The 17744-nt window shown below is 71.0% G+C and carries 14 protein-coding genes; 4 read left to right on the top strand and 10 right to left on the bottom strand.

What is annotated here, in order from left to right:
• Positions 1–56: 56 nt before the first annotated feature.
• The 6 genes from AB0C27_RS10515 to AB0C27_RS10490 all read right to left on the bottom strand — a co-directional run bounded on the left by AB0C27_RS10515 (position 57) and on the right by AB0C27_RS10490 (position 8871).
• Complete coding sequence (locus tag AB0C27_RS10515; protein WP_357840919.1) at positions 57–1679, bottom strand: glycoside hydrolase family 13 protein; 1623 nt, start codon at positions 1677–1679, stop codon at positions 57–59.
• Between the two features lie 152 nt (positions 1680–1831).
• Positions 1832–4348, bottom strand: coding sequence for a CBM35 domain-containing protein (locus AB0C27_RS10510; protein ID WP_357840916.1), 2517 nt, complete (start codon positions 4346–4348; stop codon positions 1832–1834).
• A gap of 36 nt (positions 4349–4384) precedes the next feature.
• Positions 4385–5359 carry a carbohydrate ABC transporter permease gene (locus AB0C27_RS10505; protein WP_357840913.1) on the bottom strand — a complete coding sequence of 325 codons (975 nt, stop codon included), beginning with the start codon at positions 5357–5359 and terminating at the stop codon, positions 4385–4387.
• Between the two features lies 1 nt (position 5360).
• On the bottom strand, positions 5361–6260 hold the full coding sequence (locus AB0C27_RS10500) for a sugar ABC transporter permease (RefSeq protein WP_357840910.1): 900 nt from the start codon (positions 6258–6260) through the stop codon (positions 5361–5363).
• Entirely contained in the window at positions 6257–7606 is a 1350-nt protein-coding gene (locus AB0C27_RS10495; protein WP_357840908.1) for an extracellular solute-binding protein, read from the bottom strand. The genes AB0C27_RS10500 and AB0C27_RS10495 overlap by 4 nt, the downstream gene beginning before the upstream one ends.
• Positions 7607–7821: 215 nt before the next feature.
• Positions 7822–8871, bottom strand: coding sequence for a LacI family DNA-binding transcriptional regulator (locus AB0C27_RS10490; protein WP_357840905.1), 1050 nt, complete (start codon positions 8869–8871; stop codon positions 7822–7824).
• Between the two features lie 196 nt (positions 8872–9067).
• Between AB0C27_RS10490 and AB0C27_RS10485 the strand changes: the two genes are divergently transcribed.
• The 3 genes from AB0C27_RS10485 to AB0C27_RS10475 all read left to right on the top strand — a co-directional run bounded on the left by AB0C27_RS10485 (position 9068) and on the right by AB0C27_RS10475 (position 12130).
• On the top strand, positions 9068–9664 hold the full coding sequence (locus AB0C27_RS10485) for a TetR/AcrR family transcriptional regulator (protein ID WP_357840902.1): 597 nt from the start codon (positions 9068–9070) through the stop codon (positions 9662–9664).
• Positions 9665–9790: 126 nt separating this feature from the next.
• Positions 9791–11275 carry an MFS transporter gene (locus AB0C27_RS10480; protein WP_357840899.1) on the top strand — a complete coding sequence of 495 codons (1485 nt, stop codon included), beginning with the start codon at positions 9791–9793 and terminating at the stop codon, positions 11273–11275.
• Between the two features lie 180 nt (positions 11276–11455).
• Positions 11456–12130: an SDR family NAD(P)-dependent oxidoreductase gene (locus tag AB0C27_RS10475; protein ID WP_357840896.1), complete on the top strand. Its 675-nt coding sequence runs from the start codon at positions 11456–11458 to the stop codon at positions 12128–12130.
• 23 nt (positions 12131–12153) lie between these two features.
• Here the strand turns inward: AB0C27_RS10475 and AB0C27_RS10470 are convergent, their stop codons facing one another.
• On the bottom strand, positions 12154–13383 hold the full coding sequence (locus AB0C27_RS10470) for a cytochrome P450 (RefSeq protein ID WP_357840894.1): 1230 nt from the start codon (positions 13381–13383) through the stop codon (positions 12154–12156).
• Positions 13384–13607: 224 nt separating this feature from the next.
• Here AB0C27_RS10470 and AB0C27_RS10465 point away from each other — a divergent pair, with 224 nt between their 5' ends.
• Positions 13608–14987 (top strand): FG-GAP and VCBS repeat-containing protein, encoded by a 1380-nt coding sequence (locus AB0C27_RS10465; RefSeq protein WP_357840891.1) that lies wholly within the window; start codon positions 13608–13610, stop codon positions 14985–14987.
• Here the strand turns inward: AB0C27_RS10465 and AB0C27_RS10460 are convergent.
• From AB0C27_RS10460 to AB0C27_RS10450, 3 genes are read right to left on the bottom strand one after another with little or no spacing between them, the layout of a single operon-like run.
• On the bottom strand, positions 14972–16501 hold the full coding sequence (locus tag AB0C27_RS10460) for a HAMP domain-containing sensor histidine kinase (protein WP_357840888.1): 1530 nt from the start codon (positions 16499–16501) through the stop codon (positions 14972–14974). The two genes, AB0C27_RS10465 and AB0C27_RS10460, sit on opposite strands and share 16 nt — an antisense overlap.
• The gene (locus AB0C27_RS10455; RefSeq protein WP_346114700.1) at positions 16498–17190 is read right to left on the bottom strand and encodes a response regulator transcription factor; all 693 of its coding nucleotides are present in this window, start codon (positions 17188–17190) and stop codon (positions 16498–16500) included. The genes AB0C27_RS10460 and AB0C27_RS10455 overlap by 4 nt, the downstream gene beginning before the upstream one ends.
• Entirely contained in the window at positions 17187–17738 is a 552-nt protein-coding gene (locus tag AB0C27_RS10450; protein ID WP_357840885.1) for a hypothetical protein, read from the bottom strand. The genes AB0C27_RS10455 and AB0C27_RS10450 overlap by 4 nt, the downstream gene beginning before the upstream one ends.
• Positions 17739–17744 lie beyond the last annotated feature (6 nt).

The following is a 17744-nucleotide window of genomic DNA, read 5'->3' as shown; positions in this document are numbered from 1 at the left end:
ACGAACGCTCCTGTTCAGAGCCCCGGCGACTTTACCGTACGGGTCCGCGCGGGGGGTCAGCGCGGCGGGAGCCGTACCCAGGCGCAGCCGTCCGGGGCCAGGAGCCCGTCCTCGACCGGCGCGCTGGCGAGCAGGACGTGGCCGGGCAGCGGCACGGGAGCGCCGGTGAAGTTCACGAAGCAGGCGAATCCCTCCTCCCTGGCGAAGGCCACCACGCCGGGCTCCGTGTCCAGCCACGTCAGCGCCGGGGGCAGCCCGGCGAGCAGGTCGCGGCGCAGCGCCAGCGCGGACCGGTAGAGGGAGAGCATCGAGCGGGGGTCGGCCTCCTGGGCGGCGGCGGTCAGGCCCTTCCAGGTGAGGGGCTGCGGCAGCCAGGGAGCGCGGGCCGCGCCGGGCGGCGAGAAGCCGAAGGGGGGCTCATCGCCCGACCAGGGCAGCGGCACCCGGCAGCCGTCCCTGCCCCGGTCGGTGTGGCTGGAGCGTTCCCACGTGGGATCCTGCAGCAGCTCATCGGGCAGGTCCTCCACCTCGGCCAGCCCGAGCTCGTCGCCCTGGTAGACGTAGACGCCGCCGGGCAGCGCCAGCGTGAGCAGCGCGGCCGCACGGGCCCTGCGCACACCCAGCTCCAGGTCACTGGGCGCGCCGTGGCGCTTGTTCCCCATGTCGAAGGCCGTCTCGGCGCGGCCGTAGCGGGTGACGTGGCGGATCGTGTCGTGGTTGGACAGCACCCAGGTGGGCGGCGCGCCGACGCTCTCGTGCGTGGTCAGGGTGGCGGTGATCACGTCGCGGACGGGGCCCGGCTCCCAGGCGCCGCACAGGAACTCGAAGTTGAACGCCGAGTGCAGCTCGCCGGGCCGCAGGTAGCGGGCGTACTGGGCAGGAGTCGGCAGCCACACCTCGCCGACGAACACCCGCTCACCCGGATAGGAGTCGGCGACCCGCCGCCACGACCGGTAGATCTCGTGCACGCCGTCGACGTCCTGGTACGGCAGGTCCGCCGGGTCCGGGTCCTCTCCCACGTCCGGCAGCCCGGCCTTCTTGACCAGCCCGTGCGCCACGTCCACGCGAAACCCGTCCACCCCGCGATCCAGCCAGAAGCGCAGGATGTCCTCGAACTCCCCGCGCACCTCCGGATGTTCCCAGTTGAGGTCCGGCTGCTCGGGGGCGAACAGGTGCAGATACCACTGCCCGTCCGCGACCCGCGTCCACGCCGGCCCGCCGAAGTAGGAGCGCCAGTCGTTGGGCGGCAGCTCGCCGTCGCGCCCCCGTCCCGGCCGGAACCAGAACCGCTCCCGCGCCGGCCCGCCCGCCAGCGCCTCGACGAACCAGGGGTGCCGCGCAGAGCAGTGGTTGGGCACCAGGTCGACGAGCAGGCGCAGGCCATGGGCGTGCACGTCGGCGATGAGCCGCTCGGCCTCGGCGAGCGTGCCGAAGACGGGGTCGATGTCGCGGTAGTCGGCCACGTCGTAGCCCGCGTCGGCCATCGGGGAGACGTACCACGGGGTGAGCCAGAGGGCGTCCACGCCCAGGTCGCGCAGGTAGGGCAGGCGCTGCCGGAGCCCGGCGAGGTCGCCGACGCCGTCTCCGTTCCCGTCGGCGAAGCTGCGCACGTAGATCTGGTAGATCGCGGCGGTACGCCACCAGGCGGCGGACGGCACGGACGGCTGGGGATGGGACACGTGGCTCCTGACTGTCAACGGAGGAGGAGAAGCAGAGAAGAGGAGGAGAAAGGGGGCATCCCGCGAGATGCCCCCCGGGGGTCCGGCCGTCACCGGCCACATGTCCGCCGGGGTGCGGCCGTCACCGGCCGCATGTCCCCGGGGTGCGGCCGTCACCAGCCGCTGTTGCCCTGACCTCGGACGAAGGTGTAGCCGGTGAGGTTGTTCAGGCCGCCGGACGCGGCCCCGGTGACCTTGACGCCGCTCGCGGTGGCGCTGCCGGCCGCGGCGGCCTCGATGCCGTACGTGCCGGCGCCGGAGATGGTGACGTTGTCGAGGGTGAGGCCCGAGATGGTGCGCTGCCAGCTCAGCAGCAGCCCCTGGTGGAGGCTGTCGCTGACGGTGACGTCCTGGACCACGACGGCCGCGGTGATGTCGGCCGTGTCGGCGTAGATCCACAGGCCGCCGAGCTGGGCTCCCCAGTTGGGCTCGTACCCGCCGGTCCTGGTGAGCGTGTTGCGCCGGACGGAGGTCGTGCCGCTGAAGGGCACCGGCGCGAAACGGGTGCTGATCGCGATGCCGGCCGAGGCGGTCACGGTGTCGGACAGCAGGTTGTCCTCGACCCGGTTGCCGGAGCCGCCGTAGACGCCGACGGCGTTGGCCAGCATCGGCAGCGTGACCGTGTTGAAGGTGAACGCGCAGTTCGTCACCGCCGCGCCCTGCGAGAACATGGCCAGCCCGTCGTCCCCGGTGTTACGGACGACGCTCTGGTCGAAGCGGGTGTCGCGGACGTTCGCGTGGATGTTGACGCCGTCGGCGAACGTGTCGCGGATGCGCACCCCGGCGACGTACAGGCCGTCGGTGCCGGAGTCGATCCACATGCCGACCTTGACGTGCTCCATCCAGACGTTGTGCACCAGGGAGCCGGTGCCGAAGTTCCCCTCGATGCCGGTGTCGAAGGCGGCGTCGTCGCGGTAGCGGACGTCGCCGGCGATGGTCAGATCGGCGATCTGCACGCCTGAGCCGGTGGCGAAGAAGCCGCCCTTGCCGTTCGTGCCGCGGACGGTGCTGTACCACTGGCCCGCGCCGCGTACCGCGACCCCGGCCACGTTGATCCGGGCGCCGATGACGAACGTGCCCTGCGGGATCCACACGCCCTTGCCCTGGGCGCGGGCGGCCGCGATGGCGGCGTCGATCGCGGCGGTGTCGTCGCCGGCGTCGTTCGCGACGGCGCCGTAGGAGGTGATGGACAGGTGGTCGGCGGGCATGGGCAGCGCGGGGGCGACCTGCTCGGTGTCGATCAGGTCGATGACATAGTAGGCGGCGCTGGACGAGGCGTCCTTCTGCAGCTTCAGCACCGTGCCCGCGGGCTGGGCGGGGATGCGGGCGCGGGCCTCGTCGAAGAAGTGGTGCGGGCTGCCGCCGGCCGGGTCGTTGCCGTACGGGTAGGCGCCGTAGACCCAGCTGTAGGTAGAGCTCAGCGTGAGGTCCTGCAGCTTGACGCCGTCGGCGTACAGGGCCAGCGGGGCGGTGATCCCGGTTCCCGCCGCGTTGTCGGGGACGATGTGGCGCACGACGATCGAGTTCGCCGGCCTGGTCAGGGTGAACTGGACGTACTCGCCGGTGGCGTCGAGCTTGACGGCGCGGCGGCCCGACGCCTCGGCGGCCTGGGTGAGGTAGGCGCGGTCGGGGCCGATGACGGAGGCGTTCGTCGTGCCCTGCTCGGCCTCGTACTCGGTGTAGGGGACGGTGGCGCCCCTGGCGGCGAGGGTGCCGGCGCCGGCGACGGTGATGCCGTCGAGGGCGACGCCGCCGGTGTCGCCGCTGTCGTACTGGTAGCCGATGAGGTTGAGGCCCGCGCGCAGGGTCAGCGTATGGGTGAGGGTGAGCCAGCCGGAGCCGGCGGGCAGGGTGAGGCGGCCGGCCTTGAGCCCGTTGACGTACGCGGTGAGCGTCCTGGCGCCGCCGGTCGCGTTGGCGTAGCGCAGCGTCGTGGCGGCCGAGCCCGCGGCGGGCATGGTCACGGTGCGGATGGCGCGGGCACCGGGCGTGGTGAACCCGGTGGCATAGCCCGTTCCCGCGTAGCCGCCGATCGAGGTGGCCACGCTCGCGCCGCCGGACAGGAACGCGCTCTCCATCTCGTACGGCAGCGCCGCCACCGGATCGGCGACCGTGATGCTGTCCAGGTTGACGTTGCCGAGGTCGGTGGCGTCGAAGCGGTAGGCGATGGTGTTCTGACCGGCGTTGAGAGTGAACGTCTCGTCCCTGGTGGCCCAGGTGTTCCAGACGCCGACGGCGGGCAGGGAGATCTGGCGGATCTTGGCGCCGTTGACGTACACGGACAGGGACATCGTGGCGGTGGTGCCGTTGGCGTAGCGCAGGCCGACGGTGGCCGCGCCCGAGGTGGCGGCGGTGACGGTGAACGTGGTGGCGGCGCGGCCCTTGTTGCCGTCGGTGTAGCCGGCCACGAAACCGCTGCCGGTGTAGCCGGCGTGCTCGGTGCTGACGGCCGCGCCGCCGGACAGGGCGGCCGATTCGGCCTGGTAGGTGCGGGTGGCGGCCTGTGCGGCGGGAAGGGCCACGAAGGCGAGGGCGATGGCGGGGAGGAGGGCGAGCAACAGGGTTCTGAGCGTGCTTCCGGACAGCGTGTTCTCTGGCAGCGTGTTTTCTGGCAGCCTGTTTTCGGGCATGGCGGACCGGGCTCCTTACTCGGGGTGAGGGGTGGATCAGCCCTTGAGCGCGCCGGCCGACAGGCCGTTGAGTATGCCGCGCTGGAAGATCATGAAGATGACGATCATGGGGATGGAGGCGATGGCGAGCGCGGCGAACATCTCGTTCTGGGGCACGTACCCCGTCATGGCCAGCCGGCTCAGCGCCACGCTGAGCGTCTGCGCCTGAGGGTCGCGCAGCACCAGCAGCGGCCAGAGGAAGTCCTTCCACGAGCCGATGATCGCGAAGATCGACACGACGGCGAGCACCGGCCGCGACAGCGGCAGCACGACGCTCCACAGGGTGCGCAGCCGCCCGGCCCCGTCGATGGCCGCCGCCTCCAGCAGCTCGCCGGGGATCCGGTCGAAGAAGCGCTTGAGCACGTAGATGTTGAAGGCGTTGGCCGCGGCCGGCAGCCACAGCGCCCACGGCGAGTCGACCAGGTTGACGCCGAAGATCGGCACGTCCACCACGGCCAGGTATTTCGGCACGAGCAGCGCGTCGGCCGGGAGCATGAGGCTGGCCAGGATCAGGCCCAGCACCAGCTTGCCGAGCACGGGCCGAAGGCGTGACAGCGCGTACGCCGCCGCCACGTCCACCACGAGGGTGACGAGCCAGACGCCGGCCGTGTAGAAGGCGGTGTTGAGCAGGAACCTGCCCAGGTCCAGCCGCTCCCACGCGACGGCGAACGTCTCGGGGTGCCACGCGCGCGGCACCAGCGTGGGCACCGGCTCGGCCAGCTCGGCGGGCGCCTTCATGGCTCCGGTGATCATCCAGTACAGGGGGAAGATGAAGATCAGCAGGAACAGCGCGGCCATCGCCGTCAGCGCGGCCCAGTAGAGGACGCGGCGGTGGCCCCGGTTGAGGTCGGCCTCGGAGATCAACGTCCTGGCGGCGGGCTCGCGCCGCGCCCGCCGGCGACCGCGGGCGCGCCGCGACCGGCCTGGCGGCGGCCCGGCGACGGCGGCCGGGCGCACGGTGGTGAGGGTCATCTCAGTCCTTGTCGCGGGTCAGGCGCAGGTACGCGGCCGAGAACGCGCCCAGCACCACGAACAGCAGCACACTCATCGCGGCGGCCAGGCCGAAGTCGTTGTTGACGGTGAAGGCGTAGCGGTAGACGAGCACCAGCACCGTGATCGTGTCCGGGTTGGTGGTGCCGGTCAGCTGGTACGGCTCGATGAAGACCTGCATGGTCGCCACGATCTGCAGCAGGAGCAGCACCAGCAGGATGAAGCGCATCTGCGGCAGCACGACGTGCCTGACGCGCTGCCGGACGCCCGCGCCGTCGAGCTCGGCGGCCTCGTACAGTTCGCTCGGGATGGTGGCCAGGGCGGCCAGGTACATGATCGTGGCGCCGCCCATGTTCGCCCAGGTCGAGACGAGGACCAGGGAGATCATGGCCATCTTCGGCGACTGCGTCCAGTCGGAGGCGGGCAGGCCGATACCGGTCAGGATCGAGTTGAACAGGCCGTTGCCCGGGTCGTAGAAGTACTGCCAGAGCAGCACGCTGACGATCGGCGGCAGCATGACCGGGGTGTAGACGGCGATCCTGAAGAAGCCCTTGAGGTGCCGGAACTCGTTGATCACGATGGCCACCACGAACGGCACCGCGTACCCGAACAGCAGCGCCAGCCCGGTGAACTCCAGCGTGTTGGCCCAGGCGGTGAAGAACAGCGGGTCGTCGAACAGGGCGCGGAAGTTGTCCCAGCCCACCCAGACCGCGTCGGTGACGAAGTTGACCTGCTGGAAGCTGAGGACGATCCCCCTGACCAGCGGGTACCACGAGAACAGGGCGAAGCACGCGACGCCGGCCGCCAGGAAGGCCCAGGCGTGCAGGTTGCGGCGCAGCCAGGCCCCCCTCCGGCGGCCGCGGTGCGCGGGGACGGCCGTCACTTGACCGCGGCCAGGATCTGGCCGACCTGCTTCTCGGCGTTCGCCAGCAGCGCATCGACGTCGGCGTTCTCGTCGGTGAGGACCTTCTGCATGGCGGTGTCGAGCACGGCGTAGATCTGCTGCGCGTTCGGCGGCTCCAGCTTGACCGGGACGCGGCCGAGCGCCTCGGCGAACGGCGCGAAGTTCTTCGTGGGGACGGTGGCGTGCTTCTCGGTCGCCTCACGCTGCTTGCGCTCGGAGTCGCCGGTCCACACGTTCGGCTCGGGCAGGCCGACGGGCAGGCCCTTGGCGGCGGCCCGCGCGTTGTCGGCGTCGATGCGGTCGGGGTTCTTTCTGAACGTCAGCCAGGCCAGGCCCGCCTTGATCTGCTCCGGGCTGAGCCCGGCCTTGAACATGTAGCCGGAGCCGCCGCCGAGCGTGCCCTGGCCGCCGGGGATCGGGCCCATGCCGAAGTCGTCGTACGTGGACTTGAACCGGGTGACGGTGTTGGTCAGGTCGCCGGTCGAGCCGATCATCTGGCCCAGTTTGTGCGAGGCCATGAGCTTGACCAGGTCGTCGTACTCCAGCAGTTGCCGCTGCCCCATCGTGTCGTCGGTCCAGCGCATGTCCTTGAGCTGGCGCAGCACCTGGCGGCCCTGGTCGCTGTTGAAGGCGGGCTTCCAGGCGCCGGTGGCGTCCTTGACGGCGACGTCGCCGCCGACGGAGTAGATCTCGGCGGTGAAGTGCCAGCCGCCGGTGTTGGACTTGCTGTAGTCGCCGTAGCCGACGACGCCGCCGCCGAGCGCCGTCAGCTTCTTGGCGTTCTCGCGGACCTCTTCCCAGGTGAGCGGGGGCTTGTCGGGGTCGAGGCCGGCCTTCTTGTACAGGGCGCGGTTGTAGAGCAGGCCGAGGGAGTAGTTGTCGTCGGGCAGCCCGTACAGCTTGCCCTTGTCGTCGGAGAAGACCTTCATCAGGCCCGGCTTGTAGTCTTTGGTGACGGGGAAGTCCGCGAGGTACGGGCTGACGTCGGAGACCTGGCGCCTGGCGATGAGGTTCTGGGCGTCGGTGAGGTAGACGTAGAAGACGTCTTCGAGCTGGCCGCCGGCGATCTTGGCGCTGAACGTCTGAGGGTCCATGAAACCCTCCTTGGCCTCGATCCGGTAGTCCGGGTAGCGGGCCTCGAACGCCTTGACGTTCTCCTCGAAGACGGCCCGGTTGTACTCGTCGGTGGCCGGAGGCAGGCCGTTCACCGTGATGGTCACGGGACCGCCCGCCGGCTCCTGCTCCGGAGCCCCGCCGCCGCATGCCGCGCAGGCCAGCGTCGCGCAGACGGCCAGTGACAGCCCGAGGGCTCTGCCGCGCTTCATCCCTAGCGATCCCTTCCGTGGGGGGAACTTCCGCACCAGGGCAGCCCGGATCGCCAGCGGGACGCGCTGGTGTCACGTGGTGATGACCGGCATGTCGCCTGGAGGTTTCCGGGCGCCGAGGTGTTGCCAGAACCGTAGGACCGCGCTCGCCGGATGTCCATAGCGTGCCGCAAGAATCTTGCTGTGATATGAAATTTACTGACAGCGGCTCTGGGCTAGCGGGCGGGACACATCCCCGTGGATCCCCGCACGATCAGCTCGGGGTCGAACAGCACCTCGTCGACAGGCACCACATGGCCGTTGATCTGCGACATCAGCGCGGCGACCGCCGCGCCGCCCATGGCCGCGATGGGCTGGCGCACGGTGGTCAGGGGCGGGTCCGTGACGCTCATCAGGCTCGAATCGTCGAACCCGACCACGGACACGTCGGCCGGCACGCGCAGGCCCTGCTTGCGTACGGACTTGACGGCGCCGAGCGCGAGCGCGTCACTGGCGCACACCAGCGCCGTGGCACCCTCGCCCACCAGGCGCGCGGCGGCGGTGGCGCCGCCCTCCATGGTGAAGATCGTGTGCGCCACGAGCGCGCGCCACCCCGGCTCACCACGCTCGCCTGACCAGCGGCCGCGCACCCCCTGCGTCCCCTCCTCGCGCTCAGCGGCCTCTTCGGCGAAGGCGGCGAGCTTGCGCGCGGACGGGACGTGCCCGACCGGCCCTAGGATCAGCCCGATGCGCTCGTGCCCGAGAGCACGCAGATGGCCGAGCGCCTGCCGCACGGCGACCCCGTCGTCCACGCACACCCGGGGTACGTCGAGGTTCTCGTCGGCCGCGTTGATCAGCACGATCGGCAGCTTCCGCGCGCGCAACTCCTTGACCTGCGCCGCTCCGGCGTCGGCGTAGCTGCTGCCGATGAAGACGATGCCGCCGACGTTCTGGGCCAGCAACATCTGCACGTAGTGCGCCTCCGGCAGCCCGTCGGCGGTGCGCGTGCACAGGACGGGTAGCAGGTTGTGCCTGATCAGCTCGGTGACGACCAGCTCGGCCATGGCGGGGAAGATCGGGTTTTGCAGCTCGGGCAGCACGAGCCCGATCAGCGGTGCGCGCTGGTTGCGCAGCTTCTGCGGGCGCTCGTAGCCGAAGACGTCGAGCGCGGTGAGCACCGAGTCACGGGTGGCCTGGGCGATGCCCGGCTTGTCGTGCAGCACCCGGCTGACGGTGGCCACACTGACCCCGGCGAAGGCGGCCACGTCGGAGAGTCGTCTCGGCATGAGGCGATGTTACAACCGTTGCCGCAAAAATGGAAATGAGTAACGCAAGAAATCGACAGTCGCTTTACGACCGGCGAGGCAGGCCCGGCACGGCACGACGCGGATCGGCTTCAGCGGCGCTTCTCTCTCGCTCCCCCGCCGACAGAAAGACCATGTTGCCGGGAACGTCGGCGCGCGCCCGGCCTACGATTGACGCATGCCCCGCATCCAGGCCGCCACCATCGGCGAGCACCGCGCCCAGACGCGCGACCGGATCCTCCAGGCCGTCTCGCGCCTGTCGAGAGTGCAGGGCATCGACGCCATCTCCATGACCGACGTGGCGAGCGAGGCCGGCATCACCCGCACGGTTCTCTACAACTACTTCCCCGACAAGGCGGCGCTGCTGCTGGCGTTCACCGAGCGGGTGACCCAATACTTCATCGACGCCTACGAGCAGGAGATGCCCGCCGGGGCCGGGCCCGCCGACCGGCTGCGGGTGTTCGTCCGGCTGCAATTGGCGGGGCTGCTGGCCCATCCGCATCCGGGCGCGGCCGACCTCAGCGCCGCCCTGGGGCCCGACGCGTACCAGCGGCTGGCCGAGCACGTCGCGCCCATGCAGCGGATCCTGGCCGGGATCCTGGAGAGCGGCATCGAGGCCGGCGACTTCCGGGTGCTCGACGTCCCCGCCACGGCCCGGATGATCCTGGCCGTCATCGGCGCCGAGCGGCTCCCGCTGATCAGGGGCGACGTGACGGTCGAGGCGGCCGGCGCCGTGGTGTCGGAGTTCGTCCTCCGTGCCCTGGCCAGCGACTGACCCCGGCCGCCGGCGCCACGACTCCCCCGCCCCGGCGGCCGGCCCCGCCACTCGTCGTCATCGGAGCGATCAGGCGGGACCGGGCCTGCGGTGGAAGTGTCAGGGGCCGGTGACAGGATGGGCCGTATGACCAACCACCTGGACGCGTCGCACGACCACGTCGAGCTCAAGTCGGCGCGCGGCCGGTGGATCCTCGGCACGACCGTGCTCGGGTCCGGTCTGGCGCTGCTCGACAGCACCGTGGTCAACGTGGCGCTGCCCTTCCTGGGCCGCGAGCTCGACGCGGGCATGGCCGGCCTGCAGTGGACGATCAACGCCTACACGCTCACGCTCGCGGGGCTCATCCTGCTCGGCGGCTCGCTCGGCGACCGCTACGGTCGGCGCACCGTCTTCCTGATCGGCACCGTCTGGTTCGCGGTCGCCTCCGCCCTGTGCGGGCTGGCGCCGAACATCGAGTTCCTCATCGCCGCCCGCGCCCTCCAGGGCATCGGCGGGGCGCTGCTGACGCCGGGGTCGCTGGCGATCATCCAGGCGTCGTTCGTCCGGCACGACCGGCCGAGGGCCGTGGGGGTGTGGTCCGGGCTCGGCGGCGTGGCCAGCGCGATCGGGCCGCTGCTGGGCGGCTGGCTGGTGCAGACGGCCGGATGGCGGTGGGCGTTCCTGATCAACCTGCCGTTCGCGGCGCTGATCGTCTTCGTCACTCTGCGGCACGTGCCGGAGAGCAGGGACGAGCAGGCGGCCGGGCGCTTCGACGTGCTCGGCGCGGCGCTGGCGGCGCTGGCGCTGGCCGGGATCACCTACGGGCTGATCGGGAAAGGCGCGTGGCTGCCGCTGCTGGCGGGGGCGGCGGCCGGGGCGGCGTTCGTGGTGGTCGAGATCCGCAGGTCGCCTGACGCGCTGGTCCCGGTGGGGATGTTCCGCGACCGCGTCTTCACCGCCGTCAACGTGGTGACGCTGATCATGTACGCGGCCATGGGCGTGGTGTTCTTCCTGCTGGTGGTGCAGCTCCAGGTGGTCTCCGGGTTCTCGCCCATCGCCGCCGGGCTGTCGATGCTGCCGACCACGATCCTGATGATGCTGCTGTCGGCCCGGGCCGGCGAGCTGGCCAAACGCCTGGGCCCGCGCTGGCCCATGACGCTCGGCATCCTGGTGGCGGGCTGCGGGTTCCTGGCGATGAGCACGATCGGGCCCGGAGCGTCCTACCCGTTCCAGGTGCTCCCTGCGGTGTTCGTGTTCGGGCTCGGCCTGTCGGCGACGGTCGCGCCGCTGACCGCGACCGTCCTCGCCACCGCCGACGAGCGCTACGCGGGCACGGCCAGCGGCGTCAACAACGCGGTGGCCCGCACCGGCAGCCTCCTGGCGGTGGCCGCGGTCCCGCCCCTGGTCGGCCTGGTGGGCGACGCGTTCGAGCAGCCGTCGGTGTTCGACGCGGGCTTCCGCATGGCCATGCTGATCAGCGCCGCGATGATGGTCGTAGCGGCCCTGATCACCTTCTTCACCATCAGAACGAACGTCCTGGCCTCCGACGATGACGACGACGACGTTGACAGCGGCAGGTCCAGCGCCAGTGACGGCCACCGCGACAGCGACGGCCGCGACGGCCGTTCCTGAGATCACGACCCCCCGGCAGACCCACCAGCCGAACCTCGACCGGTTGCGGCAGGCCCTCGGCAAGTCCATGGCAGACCCTCGGCTTGGCCCGCGACCTGGCCCCCGCGCGTTCTCGCAGCGGTGCGTGCTACGTTGGCTAGACACAACGTTGCGTCTAGATGATGGTGAGGAGCGAACACCATGACCACCACCTCCGCCCGCCAGGCCCTTGTCATCGGCGCCTCCAGAGGGCTGGGCCTTGTCCTTGTCAACGAGCTGGCTCGGCGTGGATGGAAGGTCGTCGCCACGGTTCGTGAGGGCGCTCCGGACTGGGGTGACGGCATCGAAGGTGAAACTCTGGAGATGACCAGCCCCGAACAGCTGGTCGCGTTGCGGGAACGCCTCTCCGGCCGTGAGCTCGATCTGCTCTTCGTGAACGCCGCGATCGACCGGGGCGATCTGACGATCGACGAGGTGCCGACCGGCATGTTCACCGAAGTGATGATCACCAACGCCTTGAGCCCGCTACGTGCCCTCGCCGCGCTCCGCGACCTCGTCCGGCCAGGCGGGACCGTGGCGGTCATGTCGTCCGAGCAGGGCTCGATCTCGCGCAACACCGAGGGCGGCTACGAGCTCTACAAGGCCAGCAAGGCCGCGCTCAACCAGTTGATGCGCAGCTACGCGACCCGCCACGCCGACGACGGCCACACCAAGCTGCTCATCGACCCCGGCCACAACCGGACCCGGCTCGGCGGGCCGGACGCGCCTCTCGATCCTGAGGAGAGCGTCCCGGCCGTCGTGGACGTCCTCGAAGCGCAGACCGGGGCGCCCGGCCTGCAGTTCCTGGACCGCCACGGCGAGCCCGTCCCCTGGTGATCACCCCACCAGCGAGATTCGGCTCAGAAGGCGTAGGGCTGGCTGCGGACGCTGTTGTCGAAGTTGGACAGCAGGAGCTCGGGCTCGCCGACCGAGCGGATGCCGGGCAGGCGGGTGAGCAGTTCGCGGAACATCGTGCGCATCTCCTGCCTGGCCAGGTTGGCGCCGAGGCAGAAGTGGGGCCCTGGGCCGCCGAAGCCGACGTGGGGCTTGGTCTCGCGGGTGATGTCGAACGTGTCGGGGTCGGGGAAGACCGACTCGTCCCGGTTGGCGGAGCCGTAGAAGAGCACGACCTTGTCGTCCTTCTTCAGCTCCAGGCCGCGCAGCGAGTAGTCCTCGGTGACCGTGCGCCGGAACTGCATGATGGGCGACACGTAGCGGACCATCTCCTCGATGGTGTTGTTGATGTGGGCGTCGAAGTCGCTCATGAGCAGCTCGCGCTGCGCCGGGTTTTCGGTGAGCAGCCTGATGCCGTGGGCCATCGTGTTTCTGGCCGTCTCGTTGCCCGCGACCAGCAGCAGGGCGAAGAACGAGCCGAGCTCCTTGTCGGTGAGCTTCTCCCCGTCGGGGTTGGCGTTGACCAGCAGCGAGACCAGGTCGCCCTTGGGCTCGGCGATGCGCTCGTGGCCGAGCTTGATGACCATGCGCTGCAGAGCGAGCAGGGCCAGCATGTTCTGGCCGGCCATCTGCACGCTGCGGGCCAGGCTGGGGCGCACGCCGGTGTAGGCGGTGGAGATGTCGACGTGCTTGTGCACCTGCTCCCGCAGCTCCTGCGGGATGTCGAGCATGTCGCAGATGACATGGATGGGCAGCCGGGCCGCCACCTGCGTGACGAAGTCGCCCGGCCCGTCCTTGATCGCGTCGTCGACGATGCGCGTGCACGCCGTCTCGATGTCGCTCTGCAGGCCGGCCAGCATCTTGGGGCTGAACGAACGGGTGACGATGCGGCGCAGGCGGGCGTGGCGGGGGTCGTCCATGTTGACCATCGACTCGCCGAACACCTGCTTCACCCAGCCGGGCGGCTCGGGGTTGGTGACGGCGGGCTCGCTGGAGAAGATCTTGGCGTTGCGGCTGGCCTCGATCACGTCCGCGTGCCGGACGAGGGCGTAGAAACCCTTGCCGGAACGGAGGAACGGCACCTTCTTCTCCGGGAAGAACACCGGATGCTCCAACTGCCGAAGCTGGGCGAACGCCTCATTACGCTCCTTGAGGCTCTTCCGCCAGAAGTTCAGATCCGCGAGGTCGATGTCCACCCGTCTATCCTGGCACGTTCCCGGGCCTCGAAAGGCCCGTAGAACCGGGCGACCCGGCCACAAGTGCCGGCCCGGCACGGATGTGGTGATCAAGGAGCCACGAGGCCTCAGGGGCGAGGTGGAGATTCGTCCGCGGACCGAGGAATGGGATGTGCATCCGGGTCTCTTGGGCCGTTCTCGTGCTGTTCAGACGTGGTTCGAGCTGACTGGTCATTACTTCCGGTATGAATGCTCTGCTCGCTGCCTGTCTGATTCTTCCCCTCGCCTCAGGCGTCTCCCCGGCCACCACCCGTGTCTGCGGCGGCCATCCGCTCGACTTCGACGGCGACGGCCGTCCCGATCTCGCCGTGGCCGCCCCGTACGACTCCGCCAGGGCCGGCTCGGTGACCGTCATGTACGGCTCCGGGGAGAAGGTGAAGCTCACCCAGGAAGGCGCCGAGCCGGGTGACTCGTTCGGGTCCGCGCTGGCCGTCGGGGACTTCAACGGCGACCGGTGTGCCGACCTGGCGGTGGGGGTGTCGGAGGAGTTCGTGGGCGAGCGGGTGCCGGGCGGCGACGGCAACGGGGTCGTGCAGATCTTCGACGGCTCCCCCGGCGGGCTCGTGGCCGGCGCGGAGCTGGCCTTGGCGAAGCCGTCCAGCGACCGGTTCGGGGCGGCGCTGGCGGCGGGCGACCTTGACGGGGACGGCAAGGACGAGCTGGTCGTGGGCGCGCCGAGCCATCGGTCGGGCGGGGCGGTGACCGTGTACTGGATGAAGGGCCGCAAGCCGTACCAGATCACGCAGAAGACGTCGTGGGTACGGCAGGCGGCGGCCGTCACCGACCAGTGGGGCGCGTCGCTGGCGACCGGGGACTTCGACGGTGACGGAAGGGACGAGCTGGTGGTCGGGGCGCCGGCCGACAGCGTGACGATGGACGGGCAGGGCTCGGCCACCGTGATCGACGTGCGCGGCCGGCGGGCCCGGCTGCTGACGCAGAGCACGCCGGGGATCAAGGGAGCCTCCGAGAAGTGGGACAACTTCGGGACCGCCCTCGCGACCGGCGACTTCAACGGCGACGGCGAGGACGACCTGGCCATCGGCGTGCCCGGCGAGGGGCTGAGCGCCAACCAGCGGGCGATGGACTACGGCGACGGCACGGTGGACGTGCTGTACGGCTCGTCCGGCGGGCTCAGGACCGACAGGACCGAGGCGTGGTCGCAGAACTCGCTCGACGGCAAGCCGCGCTACTACGACCGGTTCGGGGCGTCGCTGGCCGCCGGGGACTTCAACGGCGACGGCAACGACGAGCTGGCCATCGGCGTGCCGGGTGAGAAGGCCGTCCAGGTGCTGGCCGGGCGGTCGGCGGGCGGGCTGACGCGGGTGGGGAACCTGCTGGTGAAGGGCAAGGGGCGGGACTTCGGCGCCCAGGTGACCGCCCTGCCGGGCTGGGAGCGGTACCGGTCGTTGTCGGCCAAGAGGCCCGCGCTGGACGGGCTGGTGGTGGCGGCGCCGGATCAGGGGCTCGTCATGTACGCTCCCGGACGGCGCCGGTCCGGGCTGGAGCTGGGCAAGGTACGCCCGCTCAGCGAGGGCACCGGCCTGTACGGCTACGCCTTCGGCTGAGATGCACCGCCGCGTGCGGGCAGGATGATCCGGAACAGGGCGCCCTTGCCCGGTTCGCTCTCGGCGACGACGATCCCGCCGTGCGCCTCCACCAGCGTGGCCGCGATCGACAGCCCCAGCCCCGACCCGCCCGCCGCACGCGCCGGATCCGCCCGGTAGAAGCGTTCGAACACCCGCTCCGCCACCTCCCCCGCGAACCCGGGCCCCTCGTCGGCCACCTCCACCACGGCCCGGTCGCCGTCCACGCCCACGCGCACCTGGAACGCGGTGCCGGGCGGGGTGTGGGTGAGCGCGTTGGCGACGAGGTTGTTGATCACCTGGGCCAGGCGCGGCTCGTCGCCGGTCACGACGACGTCGCCCTCGCCGCCGAAGAGCCGGACCAGCTCGATCCTCCGGTCGGGGGCGAGCGTCTGGGCGTCGATCACGGCGGTGGCGGCCAGGCTGAGCAGGTCAACGGGCCCGGTCGCCAGTTCGCGCCGCTGGTCGAGCCGGGCCAGCAGCAGCATGTCCTCCACCAGCAGCCCCATCCGGGCCGCCTGCCCCTCGATGCGGCCGAGCAGCCGTACCGCCTCGGCCAGCTCCTTCTCCTCCCCCAGCCGGAACAGCTCCGCGAACCCCCTGATCGAGGTCAGCGGCGTGCGCAGCTCGTGCGAGGCGTCGGCCATGAACCGGCGCATCACCTCCTCGGAACGCCTGGCGGCGGTGGCGGACGCGCGCGCCGACTCGGCGGCCTCCTCCCGCTCGCGCGCCGCCACCTCGATCTGGGCCAGCATGGCGTTGAGCGAGCGGCCGAGCTTGCCGACCTCGGTGGTGCCGGCCCAGAGCGGCACGCGGCGCGACAGGTCGCCGCCGGCGATGTCCTTCGCGGTACGCGCGATCTCGCCCAGCGGGCGCAGGCTCCTGCGTACCAGCCAGAAGCAGGCGAACCCGAGCACGACCAGCGTGCCGCCGCCGGCCGCCGCCACGATCAGGACGAGCTGGGAGACCGTGGCGTCCACGTCGCCGAGGCTGATGGCCGTCATCCGGGTCAGGCCGCCGCGCGTCGGCACGGCGACGACCCGCCAGCTGGGGCCGTCCGCGCCGCGCGACTCCACCGTGAACGGGCGTCCCCGCATGGCGAGCACGTCGGCGGCGGTGAGGCGGGGCAGGTCGGGGGTGTTCGTCTCGGTGGACTCGCTGATGATCCGGACCACGTCGCCGCCCGGGCTGAGCACGACGCCGTGGAACAGGCCGAAGAAGCGCTGTGTGCGCCCGTCGGGACGCGGTTCGGCCGGCGGGGGCGGGTCCCGCGGCAGCGCGGCCACGCGGAGTTGCTGGTCGACGCGCTCGACGAGGTAACTGCGCAGCAGCCGTACGGCGAACAGGCCGGTCAGCGTGATGGCGAGGGTGACCAGCAGGAGGGTCGCCGACACCAGCCGCAGCCACAGCGGCGCCCGGGAGAGCTGTTTCCTGAGCCGCATGTGCGCGGACGACTGCTTGCCAGGGCGCGGGTACGCGGACGACTGCTTGCTCATAGGCGCGGCGGGCGCAGGATGTAGCCGACCCCGCGCAGCGTGTGCAGGTATTTGCGGTCGCCGGTGTCGACCTTGCGGCGCAGGTACGACACGTACGACTCCACGAGACCGACGTCGGTGCGCCAGTCGCCGTTCCAGACATGGTCGAGGATCTGGGTCTTCGACAGCACCCTGCCGGTGTTGAGCATGAAGTACCGCAGCAGCCTGAACTCCGTCGGCGACAGCCGTACGGGGACGCCGTCGCGCCACGCCTCGTGGGTCTCCTCGTCCAGCTCCAGGTCGGCGACCCGGATCCGGTTCGGCGGCGGCGTGCCGCGCCGCGTTCTGCGCAGCACGGCCCTGATCCTGGCGATGACCTCCTCCAGGCTGAACGGCTTGGTCACGTAGTCCTCACCGAGGCCCAGCCCGGCGATCCTGTCCTCCGGCGTGTCCTTGGCGGTCACGAACAGCACCGGGACCCGCCGGCCGCGCGAGTGCAGCCGGCCTGCCACGGTCATGCCGTCGAGGTCGGGCAGCATCACGTCGAGCATCACCAGGTCGGGCGAGCTCTCCTCGGCCACCCGCAGCGCCTCCTTGCCGTCGGCGGCGGTCAGCACCTCGAACCCGGCCATGCGCAGGCTGGCCGAGAACAGCTCCCTGATGTTGGGTTCGTCGTCGACCACCAGCAGCCTGGCCTCGGGTGCGTTCATCGCGGGCCTCCTCCCTGGGGGCGCTGGAAGCCCTGGCCGCCCTCGCTGATCGAGTCGGCGGTGACAGCTCCGTCGGCGCCCTTCTGGCCGCGTACCACGATCGTGCTGCCCTGCTTGAGGTCGGTGACCTTGGCCGGCTTGGAGATCCGCACGGTGGTCTGGTCGGTGGTGTTCACCGTGACGGTGGCGCCGTCCGCGGTCTTGACGTAGACCTTGCCGCCCTCGACCTTCTCCACGGTGCCGGCGGTGCCTCCCCCGCCACCGCCGCCCATGCGCTGCCGTCCGCCGGGCTGCTGGCCCGAGCCCGGCTGACCTGAGCCAGGCTGGCCCGCGCCCGGCTGGCCGGCGCCGAAGCGCTGCGCGCCCGCCTGGGCCGCGGCGCCGGCGGAGCCGAACAGGTTCTGCGCCTGGATGCCGACGAGGATCCCGGCCACCAGCACCACCCCGGCGCCCAGCGCCATCGTGAGCTTCGACGGGCCCCTGACGGGCCGGACGGCGAGCTCCTCCCGCAGGTCGCCGGGGAACGGCGAGGAGTCCAGGTGGGACATGTCCTT

It is taken from the genome of Nonomuraea sp. NPDC048882, from assembly GCF_040649755.1.
GTDB lineage: Bacteria > Actinomycetota > Actinomycetes > Streptosporangiales > Streptosporangiaceae > Nonomuraea > Nonomuraea maheshkhaliensis.
The sequence above is the reverse complement of the archived record's forward strand: the minus strand, read 5'-3'. Positions and strand labels throughout refer to the sequence as shown.

Excerpts from the sequence above, each read along its gene's own strand:
- AB0C27_RS10510 (WP_357840916.1), bottom strand. The coding sequence starts at position 4,348 with ATGCCCGAAAACAGGCTGCCAGAAAACACGCTGCCAGAGAACACGCTG.
- AB0C27_RS10505 (WP_357840913.1), bottom strand. The coding sequence starts at position 5,359 with ATGACCCTCACCACCGTGCGCCCGGCCGCCGTCGCCGGGCCGCCGCCA.
- AB0C27_RS10495 (WP_357840908.1), bottom strand. The coding sequence starts at position 7,606 with ATGAAGCGCGGCAGAGCCCTCGGGCTGTCACTGGCCGTCTGCGCGACG.
- AB0C27_RS10490 (WP_357840905.1), bottom strand. The coding sequence starts at position 8,871 with ATGCCGAGACGACTCTCCGACGTGGCCGCCTTCGCCGGGGTCAGTGTG.
- AB0C27_RS10485 (WP_357840902.1), top strand. The coding sequence starts at position 9,068 with ATGCCCCGCATCCAGGCCGCCACCATCGGCGAGCACCGCGCCCAGACG.
- AB0C27_RS10480 (WP_357840899.1), top strand. The coding sequence starts at position 9,791 with ATGACCAACCACCTGGACGCGTCGCACGACCACGTCGAGCTCAAGTCG.
- AB0C27_RS10475 (WP_357840896.1), top strand. The coding sequence starts at position 11,456 with ATGACCACCACCTCCGCCCGCCAGGCCCTTGTCATCGGCGCCTCCAGA.
- AB0C27_RS10465 (WP_357840891.1), top strand. The coding sequence starts at position 13,608 with ATGAATGCTCTGCTCGCTGCCTGTCTGATTCTTCCCCTCGCCTCAGGC.
- AB0C27_RS10460 (WP_357840888.1), bottom strand. The coding sequence starts at position 16,501 with ATGAGCAAGCAGTCGTCCGCGTACCCGCGCCCTGGCAAGCAGTCGTCC.
- AB0C27_RS10455 (WP_346114700.1), bottom strand. The coding sequence starts at position 17,190 with ATGAACGCACCCGAGGCCAGGCTGCTGGTGGTCGACGACGAACCCAAC.
- AB0C27_RS10450 (WP_357840885.1), bottom strand. The coding sequence starts at position 17,738 with ATGTCCCACCTGGACTCCTCGCCGTTCCCCGGCGACCTGCGGGAGGAG.